At 70.9% G+C, this 18349-nt stretch carries 19 protein-coding genes and 2 pseudogenes; 11 read left to right on the top strand and 10 right to left on the bottom strand.

Features of this window, described 5'->3' with window-relative positions; all coding sequences use genetic code 11:
* Nucleotides 1-48: 48 nt before the first annotated feature.
* On the bottom strand, nucleotides 49-798 hold the full coding sequence (locus EDD90_RS01110; protein ID WP_123971286.1) for an alpha/beta fold hydrolase: 750 nt from the start codon (nucleotides 796-798) through the stop codon (nucleotides 49-51).
* A 116-nt stretch (nucleotides 799-914) separates the two neighbouring features.
* On the opposite strand from EDD90_RS01110, the gene EDD90_RS01105 reads away from it, so the two are divergent.
* A complete protein-coding gene (locus EDD90_RS01105) occupies nucleotides 915-1604 on the top strand; it encodes a DUF6215 domain-containing protein (protein ID WP_123971285.1) in 690 nt (229 codons plus the stop codon).
* 42 nt (nucleotides 1605-1646) lie between these two features.
* On the opposite strand, the gene EDD90_RS01100 is transcribed toward EDD90_RS01105, so the two are convergent.
* Entirely contained in the window at nucleotides 1647-2297 is a 651-nt protein-coding gene (locus EDD90_RS01100) for a hypothetical protein (RefSeq protein WP_185148846.1), read from the bottom strand.
* A gap of 270 nt (nucleotides 2298-2567) precedes the next feature.
* On the opposite strand from EDD90_RS01100, the gene EDD90_RS01090 reads away from it, so the two are divergent.
* From EDD90_RS01090 to EDD90_RS01065, 6 genes are all read left to right on the top strand, one after another.
* Nucleotides 2568-3845, top strand: coding sequence for an MFS transporter (locus EDD90_RS01090; protein WP_260327479.1), 1278 nt, complete (start codon nucleotides 2568-2570; stop codon nucleotides 3843-3845).
* A gap of 205 nt (nucleotides 3846-4050) precedes the next feature.
* Nucleotides 4051-4602 carry a TetR/AcrR family transcriptional regulator gene (locus EDD90_RS01085; protein ID WP_123971282.1) on the top strand — a complete coding sequence of 184 codons (552 nt, stop codon included), beginning with the start codon at nucleotides 4051-4053 and terminating at the stop codon, nucleotides 4600-4602.
* A 48-nt stretch (nucleotides 4603-4650) separates the two neighbouring features.
* Nucleotides 4651-5115 carry a PaaI family thioesterase gene (locus EDD90_RS01080; RefSeq protein ID WP_123971281.1) on the top strand — a complete coding sequence of 155 codons (465 nt, stop codon included), beginning with the start codon at nucleotides 4651-4653 and terminating at the stop codon, nucleotides 5113-5115.
* Nucleotides 5116-5221: 106 nt separating this feature from the next.
* Entirely contained in the window at nucleotides 5222-5497 is a 276-nt protein-coding gene (locus tag EDD90_RS01075) for a hypothetical protein (RefSeq protein WP_123971280.1), read from the top strand.
* A gap of 13 nt (nucleotides 5498-5510) precedes the next feature.
* Nucleotides 5511-6704 (top strand): RNA-guided endonuclease TnpB family protein, encoded by a 1194-nt coding sequence (locus EDD90_RS01070; RefSeq protein ID WP_123971279.1) that lies wholly within the window; start codon nucleotides 5511-5513, stop codon nucleotides 6702-6704.
* 38 nt (nucleotides 6705-6742) lie between these two features.
* Complete coding sequence (locus tag EDD90_RS01065) at nucleotides 6743-7525, top strand: serine hydrolase (RefSeq protein ID WP_185148844.1); 783 nt, start codon at nucleotides 6743-6745, stop codon at nucleotides 7523-7525.
* 15 nt (nucleotides 7526-7540) lie between these two features.
* Here the strand turns inward: EDD90_RS01065 and EDD90_RS01060 are convergent, their stop codons facing one another.
* The 3 genes from EDD90_RS01060 to EDD90_RS01050 all read right to left on the bottom strand — a co-directional run bounded on the left by EDD90_RS01060 (nucleotide 7541) and on the right by EDD90_RS01050 (nucleotide 12067).
* Nucleotides 7541-9574, bottom strand: coding sequence for an NAD(+) synthase (locus EDD90_RS01060; RefSeq protein ID WP_123980748.1), 2034 nt, complete (start codon nucleotides 9572-9574; stop codon nucleotides 7541-7543).
* A gap of 830 nt (nucleotides 9575-10404) precedes the next feature.
* On the bottom strand, nucleotides 10405-11397 hold the full coding sequence (locus EDD90_RS01055) for a phospholipase D-like domain-containing protein (RefSeq protein WP_123971277.1): 993 nt from the start codon (nucleotides 11395-11397) through the stop codon (nucleotides 10405-10407).
* A gap of 262 nt (nucleotides 11398-11659) precedes the next feature.
* Nucleotides 11660-12067 carry an IclR family transcriptional regulator gene (locus EDD90_RS01050; RefSeq protein ID WP_123971276.1) on the bottom strand — a complete coding sequence of 136 codons (408 nt, stop codon included), beginning with the start codon at nucleotides 12065-12067 and terminating at the stop codon, nucleotides 11660-11662.
* Between EDD90_RS01050 and EDD90_RS01045 the strand changes: the two are divergent.
* A pseudogene (locus EDD90_RS01045) lies at nucleotides 11981-12399 on the top strand (transposase); the annotation flags it as partial. The gene EDD90_RS01050 and the pseudogene EDD90_RS01045 overlap by 87 nt on opposite strands.
* A 239-nt stretch (nucleotides 12400-12638) precedes the next feature.
* Here the strand turns inward: EDD90_RS01045 and EDD90_RS01040 are convergent.
* Complete coding sequence (locus EDD90_RS01040; protein WP_311737267.1) at nucleotides 12639-13142, bottom strand: TetR family transcriptional regulator; 504 nt, start codon at nucleotides 13140-13142, stop codon at nucleotides 12639-12641.
* Between EDD90_RS01040 and EDD90_RS01035 the strand changes: the two genes are divergently transcribed.
* Nucleotides 13108-14046 carry an FAD-dependent monooxygenase gene (locus EDD90_RS01035; RefSeq protein WP_311737193.1) on the top strand — a complete coding sequence of 313 codons (939 nt, stop codon included), beginning with the start codon at nucleotides 13108-13110 and terminating at the stop codon, nucleotides 14044-14046. The genes EDD90_RS01040 and EDD90_RS01035 overlap by 35 nt on opposite strands.
* A 16-nt stretch (nucleotides 14047-14062) precedes the next feature.
* Here the strand turns inward: EDD90_RS01035 and EDD90_RS01030 are convergent, their stop codons facing one another.
* Both EDD90_RS01030 and EDD90_RS01025 read right to left on the bottom strand, forming a co-directional pair.
* On the bottom strand, nucleotides 14063-14479 hold the full coding sequence (locus tag EDD90_RS01030; RefSeq protein ID WP_123971273.1) for an ester cyclase: 417 nt from the start codon (nucleotides 14477-14479) through the stop codon (nucleotides 14063-14065).
* 102 nt (nucleotides 14480-14581) lie between these two features.
* Nucleotides 14582-14986 (bottom strand): nuclear transport factor 2 family protein, encoded by a 405-nt coding sequence (locus EDD90_RS01025; protein ID WP_123971272.1) that lies wholly within the window; start codon nucleotides 14984-14986, stop codon nucleotides 14582-14584.
* A 165-nt stretch (nucleotides 14987-15151) separates the two neighbouring features.
* On the opposite strand from EDD90_RS01025, the gene EDD90_RS01020 reads away from it, so the two are divergent.
* Complete coding sequence (locus EDD90_RS01020) at nucleotides 15152-17536, top strand: excinuclease ABC subunit UvrA (protein ID WP_123971271.1); 2385 nt, start codon at nucleotides 15152-15154, stop codon at nucleotides 17534-17536.
* A gap of 6 nt (nucleotides 17537-17542) precedes the next feature.
* Here EDD90_RS01020 and EDD90_RS56690 read toward each other — a convergent pair whose 3' ends face one another.
* Together EDD90_RS56690 and EDD90_RS58820 are read right to left on the bottom strand one after the other, a co-directional pair.
* A complete protein-coding gene (locus EDD90_RS56690) occupies nucleotides 17543-17875 on the bottom strand; it encodes a LysR family substrate-binding domain-containing protein (protein WP_260327476.1) in 333 nt (110 codons plus the stop codon).
* A 97-nt stretch (nucleotides 17876-17972) separates the two neighbouring features.
* A pseudogene (locus tag EDD90_RS58820) lies at nucleotides 17973-18185 on the bottom strand (hypothetical protein); the annotation flags it as partial.
* On the opposite strand from EDD90_RS58820, the gene EDD90_RS01010 reads away from it, so the two are divergent.
* The gene (locus tag EDD90_RS01010; protein ID WP_185149694.1) at nucleotides 18114-18344 is read left to right on the top strand and encodes a hypothetical protein; all 231 of its coding nucleotides are present in this window, start codon (nucleotides 18114-18116) and stop codon (nucleotides 18342-18344) included. The pseudogene EDD90_RS58820 and the gene EDD90_RS01010 overlap by 72 nt on opposite strands.
* Nucleotides 18345-18349 lie beyond the last annotated feature (5 nt).

Below are 18349 nucleotides of genomic sequence, written 5' to 3'. Positions count from 1 at the left end.
CTCCGGGCCGAACTCGCGTGGGGGCGAGGCACCTTATCAGCGTGGGTCTCAGCGCAGAAGTGGCTCCTGCGTCCCGCAGGCTTCGGCCGTCCAGCCGTCGAGGTCACGCTCGGGGTGCAGCAACCGCCTGATCGCGGCGGCGGAGGCGCGATGCCAGTCCCGGCTCCGGCGGAGCATCGCGTGGTCGCTGCCCCTGAGCAGCACCATCCCGGCCTCCGCGCCGGCGCCGCGGGCCTGCCGTACGTACGCGGCCGACTCGGCGGGCTCGGTCACCCGGTCCCGGTCGCCGTGCAGGACGAGGATCCTGGTCCCGGCGAGGTCGACCACGGGATCGCCCGGCGGGCACCAGGGTGCCAGGGCGAGCACTCCGCGCACCGAGGGGTCGCCCGCCGCGCGCAGCGCCGCCCGCCCGCCCATCGAGTGCCCGATCAGCACCACGGGCACGTCCCCGGCCAGCACGCGCAGTTCGTCCAGGGCGCGCAAGGTGTCCTGGAGCGGGTCGGCGCCCTCGTTCCAGCCCCGGTAGCGGTACCGGACATGTCCGATCAGCACCTCACGGGGCGAGGAGACCGACGCGGCGACGCCCAGGAAGGGGCGCATGCGCAGCGCCGCCGGCTGCCACGGGCGGGCGGCCTGCCGGCCCTTCTCCTGCCCGCCGTGCAGGACGAGCACCGCCCCACGGGCCCGGTCCCGGGGTGCGCGCCGCACCACCAGGGCGCTCCCGTCCGCCTCGACGGCCCGCCCGTCGCCCACCGCGTCCACGTCTGCCTCCTCCGGCGTGCTGCGTGCTGTCGCCATCAAACACTCCCGGAGGAATCCGCAGCCACCTCGGGTGCTGTGCCGCTTGTGCCGTTCACGTCAACATCAGCTAGGCTCCACGCGCGCACAGGGGATGCACAGCGGGGGTGGGGCATATGACCGAAGGTTCCAGCGCGTCCGAAGACCGCGGCAGACCGGTTCTTCAGGCGATCGCGGCGCTGGTGCTGGTCGTGGGTGTCATGGGCGGGCTGTGGGCCCAGCACAAGTTCGCCGCCCACAAGGACGCGAGCGGTCGACCGGCGGAGTGCTCGAACTCGGAGAACCACCTGCCGGCGCGTTATGTGTCCGGCGCCCGGTTGTGTACGGCCCTGAACCGCTCGGACCTCCCGGCCCTCCTGGGGACGCCGAAGGAGGAGATCGAGAGCGCGAACGGCAGCGGGGAGTGGATCACCCTCACCGGGGGCACGAAGATCGCCGCGCCCGAGGCGACCGTGTCGCTGGAGACGTACACCGTGAAGCTGTCGGCGTCGTACGACGACATATCGGTCGCCGAGACGGGCGAGCTGATGGGCGACGCGCGTAGGACGACGGTCCTCGGGCACCCCGCCGTCGTCTACTCCAGCCCGACCATCTCCATCAAGTTCAACCTCGGCGGCGGGAAGGCGCACACGGGCCCCGGCGGCACCGCGCGCTGCGTCCTGGTCTCGAAGCACCGCAAGGACGACGGCGACGGCTCGTTCGAGGTCGCCGTCTGGCGGCAGGACGATGTGCCTCCCGACGACACGGCGCTGTTGCGGGTCGCCGAACAGGTCCTGCAGACGGTCCCGGGATGGAGCGGGCACTGACGCGCCGACCTGCCGGCGGCCGCAACCGCCTCTCTCAACTCCTCACGGAGTGACGGTCGTCGTCACCGTCGGGGCGTCCGTGGCGGGCAGCGGCGGCAGTGCGGGCAGCGGCGGCAGTGCGGGCAGCGGCGGCAGTGCGGGCACGGCGTCGCCGAGCAGGCCGGTGGTCGTGTCGAGGACCGGGGCGAGCAGCCCGGTGGCGGCGCTCAGCACTCCGTCGAGGTCGAGCGAGAGCAGGGAGCTGAGCAGGCTGTCGACCGCTGACTCGATCGCGTTCACCAGGTCGTCCACGGGGTCGGCCGCGCGGGGCAGGGTCCGGTGCGCGCGGTCGGCGGAGCCGGAGTCCAGGTGCCTCAGCCGCTCCTGCAGGGTGCTGCGCCATTTCCGTACCGCCTGTGCGTAGGCGGCGGCCCGGGCCGGGTCGAGACGGGTGCCGTGTTCCCCGGCGAGGTTGGGCAGCGTGTCCAGGAGCGGGGCCAGGGCGTGGCCGTACCGTGTCGTGTCCGTCGCGTGGACGCGTTTCAGGAGCGTGGCGATGTCGGTGCCGGGCGGCACGGCCGTCTGCGTGGCACGGAGTCCCGACGCCTCCCGGCCGGCGTCGGCGGCGGTAGCGGTGGCGGCGGCCGGTCCGAGGACCAGGGCGGCACAGACCAGGGGGGAGACGAGAAGGCCGCGGGAGGCTGGGGCGCGCATGGGTTTCCTTTCGAGAACTGCTGTCCTTGGGCCCACCGTGGGAAGCGGCGCGGGGCACCGCAACCGGTCGCACACCGAAGGCTCTGCCCGTCGTACCGTCGCAAAGCCCCCGACCAGGATGTTTGCCTCGCCATGAGGCTCCTTCCGGGTGTCGGGTGGTGGTTCGCCCGTCAGGGTGGGGCCCGCACCGCACGGCCGGGATCGTGAGCGGGTTGCCGGTTGGCCGGATTTGGTTCGGCGTCGTGGCGGAGGTCCATAGGATCGCCCGCTGTGATCACTGCTGCCGTTCAACTCAACTCCGTCCGACGGGATTTCGCTCGACTGTGGCGCGCGTATGCGGTGAGCGCGGCGGGGACGGCCGTCAGCTCGGGCGCGCTGGCGCTGGTGGCGGTGATGGCGCTGCACGCCACGGCGTTCCAGGTCTCGCTGCTCGCCGCGCTGTCGGCGGTCGCCGGTGCCGCGCTCACCCTGCCTCTCGGCAGCCGGGTCGAGTTCCGCCGCAAGCGCCCGGTGATGGTCGCCGCGGACCTGGTGCGTTGCGTGGCCCTGGGCAGCGTGCCGGTGGCGGCCGCCCTGGGCGTGCTGTCGTTCGCGCAGTTGTGCGTCGTGGGTGTGGTGCAGGCGGCGGGAGTCATCGTGTTCTCCGCGGCGAGCACCGCGCATCTGAAGGGGCTCGTGGCGGCGGAGGACCGGGTCCGGGCCGCGGCCCGCTTCGAGACCACGGACTGGGTGAGCCAGAGCGCGGGCCCGCCGGTCGGCGGGCTGCTGATCGGGACCGTGGGAACGACGGTGACGCTGGCCGTGGACGCGGTCTCCTTCCTGCTCTCCGCCCTGGGCGTCCGCCGCCTGCGCACCCCCGAGCCGCCGCCCCCGGTCCGCCCGGAGTCTCCGGCCGGTGCCGAGGCCGCCACACGCCGGGGGAGTCTGGCGGAGGGCTGGCGGTACCTCCTCGGTCACCGCGGTCTCCGTCCCCTCTTCTTCAACTCGATGCTGTTCGGCGGGGCGGTGATGATGACGTCTCCGCTGATGACCGTGCTGATGCTGCGCGAGCTGCACTTCACCCCGTGGCAGTACGGCCTGGCACTGGGACTGCCCTGTCTCGGCGGCATCGTCGGCTCGCGCCTGACCGTGCCGCTCACCCGCCGGCTGGGCGCGGAACGTGTCCTGCTCCTGTTCGGGGTCCTGCGGACACCATGGCTGCTTCTGCTGCCCCTGGTGCCCTCCGGGCTCACCGGCCTGGCCGTGCTCGTCGCCATCGACACGGGGCTGCTGTGCGCGGCCGGGGTGTTCAACCCGTCCTTCGTCGCCTACCGGATGGCCGCCACGCCCGACCACGTCATGGCCCGGGTCGTGACGGCCTGGTCGGTGAGCTCGAGGGCGGTGCAGCCGGTGTTCATGCTCGCCGGAGGCCTCCTGGCCGAGTGGACCGGAGTGCGGGCCGCCCTCGCCGTGGCAGGCGTCCTCTGCCTCGCCAGCGCCGTCCTGCTGCCCTGGGGTCTCCGCGCCGCTGCCGCGCCCGTGCCCGCAAGACAAGAGTCCCGCCCCTGACGGACCGCGAACGCATCGCGCGTCGTGGACCGCGTGTCACCCGAGCGTGCGCCCTTGCACTCGGGCCGAGGGGGCATCCCTCTTGCATGTTCTATGGCATACAGCATAAGTTACCGAAACGTAGGTGTCGGGAAGGTGGTCCGGAGGCGGTCCGGCGGGAGGCGGTGGCGCGGTGAGCCCACGCAGGAGTGACAGCCGGGAGCGCATGGTTCGCGGTGCCGTGGACCTGCTCCGTGAGTACGGTGCCGGCGCCACCAGCATCGACCGGGTCCTCGCCCACAGCGGTGCGCCGCGCGGCTCCGTCTACCACCACTTTCCCGGGGGACGCGCACAGCTGATCGACGAGGCGGTGACGCTGTCCGGGGACTACATCGCGGAGATGATCGAAGCCGCCGGGGAGCTGCCGGACCCGCTGGAGGCGGTCGACTCGTTCTTCGTGCTGTGGCGGGGCCGGCTCGTGGACAGCGGCTTCCGGGTCGGCTGTCCGGTCGTCGCGGTCGCCGTGGAGACCAACGACGAGGCACCCCAGCTCGCCCGCTCCGCCGCGGCGGTGTTCGCGTGCTGGCGGGAGGCGCTGGCCGAGCTGCTCGTCCGCCACGGCCTGGCACCGGCCCGGAGCACCCGGCTGGCCTCCTTCGTCATCGCGGCCCTCGAAGGCGCCGTGATCATGTGCCGGGCCGAACAGAGCACCGCTCCGCTCGACGCGGCCGCCGCCGAGATCCGCGAGCTGCTTCTGCACACCTTCCGCGACGAGTGACGACCCACCCACAGGTCGACCAGTACCAGCACAGCAAGGAGCCACCCCGTGTCCACCACCGACCTCAGCGCCCTGTCCGGCCTCGAACTGATGCGCTGGATACAGACCGCGCGGCAGACGGACACCGCACCCCCCTCGATCGGCCGACTGCTCGGCATGCGCTTCGACGAAGTGGAGCACGGGCGCATGGTCATCTCACTCGACACCCGGCCCGACTTCGCCAACCCCCTGGGCACCGTCCACGGCGGCATCGGGGCCACCCTTCTGGACTCCGTCATGGGCTGCGCCGTGCACACGACCCTCCCGGCCGGCGTCGGCTACACGACTCTCGAACTCAAGGTCAACTACATCCGCGCCGCCCGCACGGGAGGCCAGACGCTCACGGCTGAGGGGAACGTCATCCACGTCGGCCGCAGCACCGCCACGGCCGAGGGAAGGGTTCTGGACGAGAACGGAAAGCTGATCGCCCACGCCACCACCACCTGCCTGATCCTCCGGCCGAGCGACGACTGAGGACTGAGGACTGAGGACTGGGGGCTGACGGCTGACGGCCGGGGACCTCAGGTGAGGGAAGCCGCCGTCCTGTTCACCGCGTCGTACCGCTGGCACGATCTCCGTCATGGTCGACGACGAGATCCAGGAGATCTTCGAACGGGCGGGCTGTGAAGGCGCGATGCTGGTCCGATCGGCGGCGGACGGCGCCGAGTTCGGGCTGCGTGCCGACGAACTCGTGGTCCCGGCCTCGGTCATCGGGGCCTTCCTTCGTGGATACCCCGGCCTTCAGGCCGGGGAGGAAACGAAGCTCCTGCGGAGCAGGGCAGAGAAAGCCGGTTCGCCGCCAGGGCGGACCGGCGTCCGTTCCCACGAACCGGCAGATGGTCACAAGCTGACGTGATAATTTGTGAGCCATGACCACTCACGTGAAGCGGGCGTTCAAGTACCGCTTCTATCCGACTGACGCGCAGGCAGCCGAGCTGTCGCGCACGTTCGGATGTGTGCGGAAGGTCTACAACCTGGCCCTTGCGGCGCGCACGGAAGCGTGGACGAGGCAGGAGCGGGTGAACTACAACCAGACGTCGGCGATGCTGACGGCCTGGAAGAAGACCGAGGAACTCGCGTACCTCAACGAGGTCTCCGCCGTCCCGCTCCAGCAGGCCCTGCGGCACCTCCAGACGGCGTTCGCGAACTTCTTCGGCAAGCGGGCGAAGTACCCGCGTTTCAAGTCGCGGAAGAAGTCGCGGAAGTCGGCGGAGTACACCACCAGCGCGTTCCGGTTCCGGGACGGCAGGCTGACCCTGGCGAAGACGGCGGAGCCGCTCGACATCGTGTGGTCCCGTCCACTGCCCGAGGGGGCGTCGCCGTCCACCGTGACGGTGTCGCAGGACGCGGCCGGACGCTGGTACGTGTCCCTGCTGTGTGAGGACCCGTCCGTCCAGCCGCTTGCACCCGCAGACGCGGCCGTCGGTGTCGACGTCGGCCTCGGCCACCTGCTGACCCTCTCCACCGGGGAGAAGGTCTCCAACCCCCGGCACGAGCGGCGCGACCGAGCCCGCCTTGCCAAGGCGCAGCGCCGGCTTGCCCGCAAGGCCAGGGGTGACGGAGCGAACCGGGCCAAGGCGCGCCGGACGGTGGCCAGGGTCTACGCCCGCATCACCGACCGCAGGCGCGACCACCTGCACAAACTCACCACTCGTCTCGTTCGTGAAAACCAAACGATCGTGATCGAGGACCTCGCCGTTCGGAACATGGTGAAGAACGGCAGCCTGGCCCGCGCCATCAGCGACGCGGCCTGGTCGGATTTCCGGAGCATGCTGGAGTACAAGGCTCAGTGGTACGGCCGCGAAGTGATCGCGATCGACCGATGGTTCCCGTCCTCCAAGCTGTGCTCCGTCTGCGGCACCTTGCAGGACAAGATGCCGCTGCACGTCCGTGAGTGGACGTGCGACTGCGGGACGATCCACGACCGGGACGTGAACGCGGCGAAGAACATTCTGGCCGTCGGGCTGACGGCGTCTGTCTGTGGAGCTGGTGTGAGACCTCAACGGAGTACTCCGGGCGGGCAGTCGGCTGTGAAGCAGAAAACCCCACGGCGCGAGCCGTAGGAATCCCCCTCCTTCAGGAGGGGGAAGAAGTCAACAAGGTGCTGGTCGCGTTGGAGGCGGAGACGCGCTTCGCCGACGGGAGCCTGGATCCTCGTGAGCGCGTGGCCCTCGGGGGCGCGGACCGGACGCCCGGACCGGTCGGCCTCTCCCTGTTCGAGGACGATGTGACCATGTCCTGGCGGGACATGGTCGTCCTCATGCTGACGATCAGCGACAACCCCTGCACGGACGCCCTGATACGCCGCCTCGGCACGGACGCCCTGAACGCGACGGCCCGGCGGCTCGGGTTGCACGACACGGTGATCCAGTCCGACCTGATGGACATGCTGGACTCGATGGGCCAGGACCTCGGACACACCGGCTGGCTGGACCTGCTCTCCTGGTCCGCCGACGCCTCGCCGGACGAATCGGCGCGGGTCGACGAGGCCCTTCCCACCACGCGCGCTCTCGACCCGGAGAAGGACACCCGCACCACACCGCGGGACATGGTCACGCTGCTCGGCGCGCTCTGGAGCGGACAGGCGGGCCCGGCCGCCGCCTGCGCCCGGGTACGCGCCGTCATGGCACGGCAGTTGACCAAGCACCGGATCGCCACCGGATTCCGGCCGCCCGCGCGCGTGGCCGCCAAGAGCGGGAGCCTCGTGGGCGTGGTGCGCAATGAGATCGGCGTCATCACCTGCCCGGACGACCGGCAGTACCTGGCGGCCGTCTTCACCAGGTCCCGGCCCGGCGCGGACGACTTCGCGATCAACACCGCCATCGGGACCGCCACCGCGTGTGCCGTCGCCCATCTGGAGGGCTGTCGGCAGCCCTCCGCCTGACCGGTCCGCCTTCTCCTACGCCTCCGGGACGCGGGCCAGGTCGTGTAGCCAGGCCTTCGCCGAGCTGTCGGACGGGGCGCGCCAGTCGCCGCGCGGGGAGAGGGAGCCGCCGGCCGAGACCTTCGGGCCGTTGGGCATGGCCGAGCGCTTGAACTGGGCGAAGGCGAAGAAGCGGCGGCAGAAGTACTCCAGCCAGTGCCGGATCTCCGCCAGGTCGTATGCCTTCCGGTCGGACTCGGGGAAGCCGGGCGGCCAGGCGCCCGCCTCACGGTCGTGCCAGGCGTGCCAGGCCAGGAAGGCGATCTTCGACGGCCGGAACCCGTGCCGCAGCACCTGGTAGAGGGTGAAGTCGTGCAGTGCGTACGGCCCGATCTTGGACTCGGTGGACTGGAGCTCCTCGCCGGGCACGAGTTCCGGGCTGATCTCCGTGTCCAGGATCGCGGCAAGGGTCTTGCCGGTCTCCGCGTCGAACTGCTCGCTGCTGATGACCCAGCGGATCAGATGCTGGATCAGCGTCTTCGGCACACCGGAGTTCACGTTGTAGTGGCTCATCTGGTCGCCGACGCCGTAGGTGCACCAGCCGAGCGCCAGCTCCGACAGGTCACCGGTGCCGAGCACGATGCCGCCGCGCTGGTTGGCGAGGCGGAACAGGTAGTCCGTGCGCAGCCCGGCCTGGACGTTCTCGAAGGTGATGTCGTACACCGGCTCGTCGGCCGCGAACGGGTGGCCCATCTCCTTCAGCATCAGCCGCGCCGTCGGCGTGATGTCCAGTTCGGCCGCGGTCACACCGAGCGAGCTCATCAGCCGGTGGGCGTTGCCCTTGGTGTGCTCGCCGGTGGCGAAGCCCGGCAGGGTGAAGGCCAGGATGTCGGTGCGCGGGCGGCCCATCCGGTCCATCGCACGCGCCGCGACGATCAGCGCGTGCGTGGAGTCGAGGCCGCCGGACACTCCGATGACCACCTTCGGGCCACCGATCGCCGAGAGCCGCTGCTGGAGCGCGGCGACCTGGATGTTGTACGCCTCGTAGCAGTCCAGGGCGAGCCGCTCGGCGTCGGCGGGTACGAACGGAAAGCGTTCGACCCGGCGGCGCAGGCCCAGATCGGTGTTCGGCGGGTCGAGCCGGAAGGGTACGGTCCGGAAGTCGCCGGTCCGGGACGCGTGCGTACGGCGGTTGTCGTCGAAGGAGCCCATCCGGGCCCGCTCCTGCCGCAGCAGGTCCAGATCCACGTCGGCCGCCGCGTACTGGTCGTCCAGCGGGAACCGGTCCGTCTCGGCCAGCAGCGCGCCGTTCTCGTAGATCATGGTCTGGCCGTCCCAGGACAGGTCCGTGGACGACTCGCCCAGACCGGCCGCGGCGTACACGTACGCGGCGAGGCAGCGCTGGGACGCCGAACGGCACAGCAGCTTCCGGTCCTCGGCCCGGCCGACCGTGATCGGGCTGCCAGAGAGGTTGACCAGCACGGTCGCCCCGGCCAGCGCGGCCTCCGCGCTCGGCGGCACCGGCACCCACATGTCCTCGCAGATCTCGGCGTGCAGCACGAGACCCGGGACGTCCTCCGCCTCGAACAGCAGGTCGACCCCGAACGGCACGTTCTCGCCGCCGATCCGGATGGTGCCACCCCGCTCGTCGTCGCCCGACGCGATCTGGCGCCGCTCGTAGAACTCCCGGTAGTTCGGCGGGTACGACTTGGGCGCGACACCGAGGATCCGGCCGCGGTGCACGAACACCGCGCAGTTGTAGATCCGGTTGCGATGGCGCAGCGGGGCGCCGACGACGAGGACCGGCAGCAGCCCGGCCGAACCGGCGGCCACCGTTGCGATCGCCTCCTCGACCTGGTCGAGCACGACGTCCTGGAGCAGCAGGTCCTCGATCGAGTAACCGGTCAGGCCGAGCTCGGGGAAGACGGCCACCGCGACCCCGTCCTCGGCGCAGCGGAGGGCCTGGCGCAGGACCGCCTCGGCGTTGGCGCGCGGGTCGGCGATGACGGTGTGGCCCGTGCACGCGGCGACACGCGCGAAGCCATGCTCATAGATCGACCAGAAGTTCAACGGGGTTTCCTCGGGAGAGACGGACACGGTGTGGATGCCGGACAGGGAGCGTCGCGCCGGACACGGGCACCCTCTCCTTCGACGGTCTGGCGACCTTCCTGCTCCATGAAGCATAGATCGCCAGGTGAGACATGGTGATCACGGGATTCGGCCGCGGGCTTCGACCGCGACACTCGACGCGGGGATCGTTGCCCCCTGTCGTCGGCGCGATCGCGTCACCGCCGGTGCGCTGACCAGGCTCGTCACCACACGGCGTCGGTTCCAGAAGGCGTGCGGCCGTCAGGCGGGCGGCAGGCCCCGGGCCTCGGCCCCGGCCGCGACGCGCTGGAAGGTGGCCTCGGGCCGGCGGGCCGGTGGGCGCTGGCGGGGCGGCTGGGTGGGGAGTTGGACGGAGTCCGGGCGGTCGGGCCGAGGCCGGGCGGGCGCCCCGGGTGGGCAGTTGGACGGAGGCCGGGCGGTCGGGCGGAGGCCGGGGGGTCGGGCCGGCAGTTGGACGGAGGTCGGCCGGGCAGCCGGGGGTCAGGTCGGCAGTCGGGCGGAGGCCGGGCGGGCGGCCGGGGGCGGTGCGGATGGTGCCCGGCCACTCCGGCGCGGTCTCACTTCCGGTACTCGTCCGGGGGGCCAGGGGTGACTGCCGGCTACCCGGTAGCCAAAGGGGGCGGTCCGGTACTGGCATGTCGCCGGGTTCGGGCCCGTGGTGCGCGGCCAGCGGGCCGCTGCGGCCGCCCGTGCCGGCTCCCGAGGGGTGTCGCGGGAGCGGCCGGCCGCGGACCCTGCGGCCGAAGGCACCGTGGTCGCGGCCGGCCGTCCCCGTCAGGGGCGGGAGTCCACTACGCGGCGGTACCACCCGCGTAGTCGCTGTTGAACGTGGTCTCGATGGTCGTGGCCACCGACTGCGCCACCCCGGTGCCGGTGAGGATGATGCCCAGCTCACGGTTGTTGGACAGCGAGTTGCTGCTGATGTTCATGGAGCCCGCCTCCACCTCCTGGGTGGACAGGCCGTAGTCGGCGACCATGGCCTTGGCGTGGATGTAGAAGCCGTTGGAGTCGGAGTAGCCGACCACCGTGCCGCCGGCGTCCTCGATCTCGGAGACCTCGCTGGAGTAGTCGCCCGGCGTCTCCAGGACCATCCGGACCTTCACCCCGGCCTCGGCTCTGGCCGCGATGGCGTCGACCACCGTGCTGTCGCTGAACTCCAGCTCCTCGACGTCGAGCGTCGTGGTCGCGGCGTTGATCACGGACAGCAGACGGCTGCGCGAGTCGGTGGGGGACCAGAGCAGGTGGTCGCCGTCGGTGGGGGTGACCGAGGTGCCGGCGTAGTCGGCGTTGAAGACCTTCTCGATCGCGGCGACGTCCCTGGTGTCGTCGGTGAACACGCCGTAGTCCCGGCCCGTCGAGTAGTACTGCGAGGTCAGGTTGCCGGTCAGGACAAGCGACTTGGTGGCGTCCACCGTGATCGTCTTCTGGTGCGTGTAGACGAAGCTGGACGAGGACCACACCACGCCGACACCCGCGTTCGTGAGGGAGGTGTAGGCGGAGTCGTTGGCGCTCTTGTGCTGGCGGTCCAGGACGACCCGCACGGTGACGCCCTTGTTCTCCAGGGCTATGAGGTCGTTGACGGCCGTGGTGTCCTCCAGCTCGTACATGGTCATGTCGAGGGAGCTGGTGGCCGAGTTGATGAAGTCGTAGATCGTGGGCTCGCTGCTGCTGAGCGAGAAGGCGAAGGCGGTGTAGCTCGCGGCGTTCGCGGGGACCGCGGTGGCGACCACGGCCGCACTGGCCGCGAGGGCGACTCCCGCGCGACCGAGAAGCTTCGACAGCATGCGTGACTCCTAGTCGAGTTGACGCTCACGTGGGGGGTGGGTGAGCGTGGGCATGACACCACGCGCGTAGACTGCCGAGGAAGACGGGCCGGGTGAACTCACAGTTACCGGTCGGCCGCACGGTCCGACATAGCGGACTCCGGGCAGGTGGGGGCCGGTTCATGGGCGTCCCGCGAGAACGCAAAATTTTCGTAGCCGGGCATGGCGGGGCAGGCTGTACCCGACCTCTGCCGTGCCCTGGCCTGCCCTGCCGTGCCTGGCGTCAGCGGTGGCCGAGGGCCTGGGAGATCTCACGGGCCGCGCCGACGACGAGCGGTGCGAGGACCCGGACGCGCTGCTCGTCCAGTTCGAAGGCCATCGACGAGATGCTGATGCCGCCGATCGGGGTGTTGCGGTAGTCGTACACGGTCGCCCCGATGCACCGGGTGGCCAGTTCGTTCTCCTCGTCGTCGATCGCGTAGCCGCGGCGCGCGATCTCCCTGAGGTGGCGCACCAGTTCCTCCGGGTCGTCGATGGTGTGCGAGGTCACGGCCGGTGTCCCAGCCCGTCGCAGGATCCCCCTGACCTCGTCCTCGGGCAGGGCCGCCAGCAGGGCCTTGCCGAAAACCGCGGCAAAGCCCGGCTGAAGGTCGCCCACGCACACGTGGCGGACGCACGCCGAGAGTTCCATCACCAGCTCCCCACGAAGCTGATCCGCGAGAACCAAGCGATCGGAGTGGAGGACCTGGCGGTCACAGGACTGGCGCGCACCAGGCTGGCCAAGAGCGTGCATGATGCGGGCTGGGCACAGTTCATCGGCATGCTGGACTCCACATCCGGGAGTGGACCTGTTCCGCGTGCGGCGCGGTCCATGACCGGGACCACAATGCCGCGAAGAACGTGACAACGGCCGCCGGACGGGCGGTCGCAGCCTGTGGAGCGCGGGTAAGACCAGGACCCGTTCCGGCGCAGCGCGGCGAAGCGGGAAGCCACGGATTCTCCCCCGACCCCCGCGCCGCGTAGCGGCGCAGCAGCGGACGAGGAGGCCAGAATCCCTGGGCTTCGGCCCGGGGAGCGAGCCAATACCGGCAGACCTCCGCGGCCACCGCCGGGTACCCGACGCCGCCCTCGACCAGGTGCACCCGTCGGGCATCACCCCGGCGCGCTCGGACGACTGCGAGGCCCTGGCCGACGACGGGAGCTGGAACCGCCGGTGACACCCCTCCCGCAAGGCGCCTTCGCGAAGCACTCGCGCAAGGTGGTCAAGCGTTCTTGAGCTGGACCCCCAGGCCGCCGTCGAGGAGGTCGAACGCCTGGCGGGCCGCTCGGACGGCCTCCGGGTAGCGGTCGTCGGCGGACCCGCCGTCCGCCAGCGCCTCGTAGTTCATGACGGCCAGCTGCCGCTGCACGACGATCACCTGGGCCGCCGCCAGGTGTGCGGTCAGCGGATCGACGCCGGTCTCCCGCAACGCCTCGTCCAGCGCCTCGATCCCGCGTGCGGTGTATCGCGTCAGGCGCGCCGCCAGGCTCTCCGTACCGAAGACCATCCTCATGAAGGCGACGATCTCGGGAGTGTCGTTCAGGCCGGTGTTCGGGTCCCGTCGCGCCAACGCGTCCAGCATCGCCTCCCGCAGCGCGTCCAGCGGCTGCTGACCCGCCGCGCGGGCGCGCACGATACGGGCCGCTTCGCTCTCGTGGTCGGCGAACCGGTGCAGGACGAGGTCCTCCTTGGTGGGGAAGTACGCGAAGAGGGTCCGCCGGGAGATCTCTGCCGCCTCCGCGATCTCGGTGATCGAGACCCGCGGGCACTTCAGCCAGTACCCCCGGACCGCCGGCGGCTACTTCAGCATCCTGCACCCCCTCGACGGCGACCGGTACCGGCTCATCTTCGGCAGGCTCTCCGGCGACGGGCCGGACCGCGAGGCACCCGTCACCGCGGAAGAGGTGCGCGAGGTGCTGCACGCCGTGTACGGCCGCGAGACCGAACTGGGCGAGCTGTGCGCGGCATCCCGGTTCAGTGACGCCGTCCGACAGGTCGAGCGCTACCGCGAGGGGCGGGTGTTCTTCGCCGGGGACGCGGCGCACATCCACGCGCCGATCGGCGGCCAGGGCGTGAACCTGGGCATCCAGGACGCGGTCAACCTGGGCTGGAAGCTGGCCGCAGAGGTACGCGGCTGGGCACCGGCCGGCCTGCTGGACACCTACCACGACGAGCGGCACCCGGTCGCTGCACGGGTGCTGGAGCACACCCGGGCCCAGGCCGTGCTCATGAATCCCGGCCAGGACGAGGAGGTCGCGGCGGTCCGGACCCTGACGACCGAACTGCTGCGCCTGCCCGACACCAACCGCTACCTCTCGGGAGTGATGTCCGGCCTCGACACCCAGTACCCCGGTGTCGGCCCCCGGATGATCGACCTGGAGCTGACCACCGAGTCCGGCCCGACCCTGGCGAGCGGGCTGATGCACTCTGGCCGGGGCCTGCTGCTCTCGCTCGACGGCAGGCAGCGGTCCGTGGGCCACCGGTCCGACCGGGTCGAGCACGTCGCGGCGAAAACCGACGAGGACGTGGCGGGCGCCGAGGCCCTGCTGGTCAGGCCCGACGGTTACGTCGCCTGGTCCACGACCGACGGCAGCCCCCTCGAAACGGCCCTCACCCGGTGGTTCGGCTGAGCCGGCGCCGGACGGGTCACGCCTCGGCCAGGCCCAGCTGACGCAGCATGCCCAGTTCGTCGCTGCTGCCCCAGCGCTCGACCAGCTTGCCGTCACTGTCGAAGCGGCTGATCTGCATGCCCCGGTAGCGCACCTTCCGGCCGGTCGCAGGCCGCCCCATCAGCGGCCCCAGATGCGTCCCACTGATCCGGTAGGCGAAGGCCAACTCGTCGTCGGTCGCCAGCAGATGCTCCACCTCGACCTGCAGGTCGGGGAAGGCCACGCGAAGATCGTTGAACATGGCCTTGTACCCGGCGGGCCCGGGGGCCTGCCCCGGGGCGGGGTCGTGATCGACGGAATCGGGCGCGATGATGTCGTCCAGCGCGTCGAGGTTCCCGGTTACGACGGCGTCACCGAAAGCGGTCTGTGCGGCGATGTTCGCTTGCTGCGCCATGGGCACTCCCGGGCGTGCGCGGGGCGCCGGCCCGTATGTCGGCTGGGAGGCCCGCACCTACGCCTTACACCGACCGTACATCGGTCGTCGGTACCCAGCAGGTCAGGCCTCTTCGACGGTCCGCCCCGGCATCGGCTCCGCGAGCGCGGCCCGCCACGCGGGCGCTCCGAAGGGGCCGGCGAAGTACTGCGTCTCGTGCACCACCTGCCGACCGGCGAACTCCATGACGCTCACCGAGTACGACGGCACTCCGTCGTACGTGATGACGCACTCGCTCACCCAGACCTGTGCGTGGCCGGTGATGCGCAGCACGGTGAAGTGCCGGTCGGCCGGGTGCCCGCCGCGTTGTGCCGCGATCGTCTCGCGGCCACGGAAACGCTCGCCCGACTGCGGGTAGTCCAGGATCGCGTCGGCGGCGTAGACGGCATGCTCGGCGGCGATGTCCCCGCGTTCCGACGCCCGCCAATGCTCCTCGATCGCGGCCCTGATCCCCGACTCGGCATCCATGGCACCGCCTTTCCCGGCAGTGCCAGCCTAACCACCCCCGGACGGGCGGGCACGTCGTGCCCGCACACGACCCCGTCAGGAATGGAGAAGCGTTCGCGTCGCTCCCCGGCTAGCGTGGCCGCCATCGACGGAGGCCTCGCGCAGCAGATGGAGTGGGTTTTGAGCATGGCGAGAAAGACCGAGACGCAGACGCCCGAGCCGCACGTGGCCGACAGCCACGGCCTGATCCGCGTGCACGGCGCGCGCGAGAACAACCTCAAGGACGTCAGCATCGAGATCCCCAAGCGCCGGCTGACCGTCTTCACCGGCGTCTCCGGCTCAGGCAAGAGCTCCCTGGTGTTCGACACCATCGCCGCCGAGTCCCAGCGGCTGATCAACGAGACCTACCCCGCCTTCGTCCAGGGCTTCATGCCGAACCTGGCCCGCCCCGAGGTCGACGTCCTCGACGGCCTCACCACCGCGATCATCGTCGACCAGCAGCGGATGGGCGGCGACCCCCGCTCCACCGTCGGCACCGCGACCGACGCCAACGCGCTGCTGCGGATCCTCTTCAGCCGCCTCGGCAAGCCGCACATCGGCTCGCCCAAGGCGTTCTCCTTCAACATCGCCTCCATCAGCGGAGCGGGCGCCGTCACGGTCGAACGCGCCGGACAGAAGGTCAAGGAGCGCCGCAGCTTCAGCATCACCGGCGGCATGTGCCCACGCTGCGAGGGCCGCGGCGCGGTCACCGACCTCGACCTCTCCCAGCTCTTCGACGAGACCCTGTCCCTCAACGAGGGCGCGATCACCGTCCCCGGCTACAAGGGCGGCGGCTGGAACTCCCGCCTCTACATCGAGTCCGGCTTCTTCGACCCGGACAAACCGATCAGCAAGTTCACCAAGAAGGAACTGCAGGACTTCCTGCACCGCGAGCCGACCCGGATGAAGATCGCGGGCATCAACATGACCTACGAAGGTCTGATCCCGCGCATCCAGAAGTCGATGCTCTCCAAGGACAAGGAGTCGATGCAGCCGCACATCCGCGAGTTCGTGGAGCGGGCGGTCACCTTCACCACCTGTCCCGACTGCGAGGGCACCCGACTCAGCGAAGGTGCCCGCTCCTCGAAGATCGAGGGGATCAGCATCGCCGACGCCTGCGCGATGCAGATCAGCGACCTGGCCGCCTGGGTCAGGGGCCTCGACGAGCCGTCGGTGGCACCGCTCCTCACCACGCTCGCGCACACCCTCGACTCGTTCGTGGAGATCGGCCTCGGCTATCTCTCCCTCGACCGTCCGGCCGGCACCCTCTCCGGCGGTGAGGCCCAGCGCACCAAGATGATCCGCCACCTCGGCTCCTCGCTCACCGACGTCACCTACGTCTTCGACGAGCCCACCACCGGCCTCCACCCCCACGACATCCAGCGCATGAACGGCCTGCTGCTGCGGCTGCGCGACAAGGGCAACACCGTGCTCGTGGTGGAGCACAAGCCGGAGGTCATCGCGATCGCCGACCACGTCGTCGACCTCGGCCCCGGCGCCGGCGCGGGCGGCGGCACCGTCTGCTTCGAGGGCACCGTCGAAGGCCTGCGGACCGGCGGCACCATCACCGGCCGCCACTTCGACGACCGGGCCTCCCTCAAGGAGAGCGTCCGCAAGCCCACCGGCGCCCTGGAGATCCGCGGCGCGTCGACCCACAACCTCCAGGGCGTCGACGTCGACATCCCCCTCGGGATACTGACCGTCGTCACCGGCGTCGCCGGCTCCGGCAAGAGTTCCCTGGTGCACGGCTCCATCCCGACGGGCTCGGGGGTGATCTCCGTCGACCAGGGCGCCATCCGCGGCTCCCGGCGCAGCAACCCGGCGACGTACACCGGACTCCTCGAACCGATCCGCAAGGCCTTCGCCAAGGAGAACGGCGTCAAGCCCGCCCTGTTCAGCTCCAACTCCGAGGGCGCCTGCCCCACCTGCAACGGCGCCGGCGTCGTCTACACCGACCTGGCGATGATGGCCGGCGTTGCCACCACCTGCGAGGAGTGCGACGGGAAGCGGTTCCAGGCGTCCGTCCTCGAATACCGCCTCGGCGGCCGCGACATCAGCGAGGTGCTGGCGATGCCGGTGACCGAGGCCGAGGAGTTCTTCGCCGCGGGCGAGGCGCACATCCCGGCCGCCCACCGCATCCTCCAGCGGCTCGCCGACGTCGGCCTCGGCTACCTCACCATCGGCCAGCCGCTCACCACCCTGTCCGGCGGCGAGCGCCAGCGCCTCAAGCTGGCCACACACATGGCCGACAAGGGCGGCGTCTACGTCCTGGACGAGCCGACCGCGGGCCTGCACCTCGCCGACGTCGAGCAACTCCTCGGCCTGCTCGACCGGTTGGTCGACTCCGGCAAGTCGGTCATCGTCGTCGAGCACCACCAGGCGGTCATGGCCCACGCCGACTGGATCATCGACCTCGGCCCCGGCGCCGGCCACGACGGCGGCCGGATCGTCTTCGAGGGCACCCCGGCCGACCTGGTCGCCGCCCGCGCCACCCTCACCGCCGAGCACCTCGCACAGTACGTCGGCGCCTGACCGCGCCTATTCGGACGCGGTGCGCAGGAACTCCTCCACCAGCGGCTCCTGCGCACCGCTCCGGCACACCAGCGAGAGCTCGACGATGTCGGCGTGGTCCGTGAACGGCCGGCTGACGGTCGAAGGACCGGCCGAGCGCACGGTCACCTCGGGCACGAGGGCGACCCCGAAACCGCAGTCCACCATGGCCAGTTGGGTCATGATCGAGTTGGCCAGACGGCGAACGCCGGGGGTGAACCGGGCCCGGCGGCAGGTGGCCGTCAGCTGGTCGTGACAGTCGGGCGACGCGTCCCGGCTGAGCCCCACCCACGGCTCGTCGGCGAACCGGGCCCGCTCCACCGGCCGCCCGCTCCCGCCCGACCAGCTTCCGGCACTCCACCGCGAACGCCCGCCCGGTCTCCGTGAGGGTGACATTCCGCCCGGTCCGGTCGAAGAGCCGTGCCCCGAGCTGCCGCTCCAGCTGGAGGATCGCCTGGCTCAGGCGGCGGCTGGGACATCCGCAGCTGCTCGGCGGCCCGGCCGAAGTGCGGGCGGCACAGTCGGCGACCTCCTCGGCGACGTCCCGCCCGGCGCGGTCGTGGTCGGCGCCAAGGGCGGCCGTACCGACGTCACCGTCTGGGGCGGCATCATGACCCAGGTCGCGGCCCATCGCGGCATTTTCGAGTCGATGGTCGACCTGTCCGACTACGGCGACCTGATGAACAAGTTTCTCGCGCTGCCCTTCCCGCGGATGTCATGTACGGCGTCGAGAAGGCGCACCTGTCCTACCTGCCCGAACTCGCCGAGCAGGGTGTCGAGTTGGCCTTGATCCCG

Source organism: Streptomyces sp. Ag109_O5-1 (assembly GCF_003814875.1).
In the GTDB taxonomy this organism is placed as follows: Bacteria; Actinomycetota; Actinomycetes; order Streptomycetales; family Streptomycetaceae; genus Streptomyces; species Streptomyces sasae.
The sequence above is the reverse complement of the archived record's forward strand: the minus strand, read 5'-3'. Positions and strand labels throughout refer to the sequence as shown.

Bases quoted from the DNA above. Each gene is read 5' to 3' on its own strand.
- EDD90_RS01110 (WP_123971286.1), bottom strand. From the start codon at position 798: ATGGCGACAGCACGCAGCACGCCGGAGGAGGCAGACGTGGACGCGGTG.
- EDD90_RS01105 (WP_123971285.1), top strand. From the start codon at position 915: ATGACCGAAGGTTCCAGCGCGTCCGAAGACCGCGGCAGACCGGTTCTT.
- EDD90_RS01100 (WP_185148846.1), bottom strand. From the start codon at position 2,297: ATGCGCGCCCCAGCCTCCCGCGGCCTTCTCGTCTCCCCCCTGGTCTGT.
- EDD90_RS01085 (WP_123971282.1), top strand. From the start codon at position 4,051: ATGGTTCGCGGTGCCGTGGACCTGCTCCGTGAGTACGGTGCCGGCGCC.
- EDD90_RS01075 (WP_123971280.1), top strand. From the start codon at position 5,222: ATGGTCGACGACGAGATCCAGGAGATCTTCGAACGGGCGGGCTGTGAA.
- EDD90_RS01070 (WP_123971279.1), top strand. From the start codon at position 5,511: ATGACCACTCACGTGAAGCGGGCGTTCAAGTACCGCTTCTATCCGACT.
- EDD90_RS01055 (WP_123971277.1), bottom strand. From the start codon at position 11,397: ATGCTGTCGAAGCTTCTCGGTCGCGCGGGAGTCGCCCTCGCGGCCAGT.
- EDD90_RS01050 (WP_123971276.1), bottom strand. From the start codon at position 12,067: ATGGAACTCTCGGCGTGCGTCCGCCACGTGTGCGTGGGCGACCTTCAG.
- EDD90_RS01030 (WP_123971273.1), bottom strand. From the start codon at position 14,479: ATGGCGCAGCAAGCGAACATCGCCGCACAGACCGCTTTCGGTGACGCC.
- EDD90_RS01025 (WP_123971272.1), bottom strand. From the start codon at position 14,986: ATGGATGCCGAGTCGGGGATCAGGGCCGCGATCGAGGAGCATTGGCGG.
- EDD90_RS01020 (WP_123971271.1), top strand. From the start codon at position 15,152: ATGGCGAGAAAGACCGAGACGCAGACGCCCGAGCCGCACGTGGCCGAC.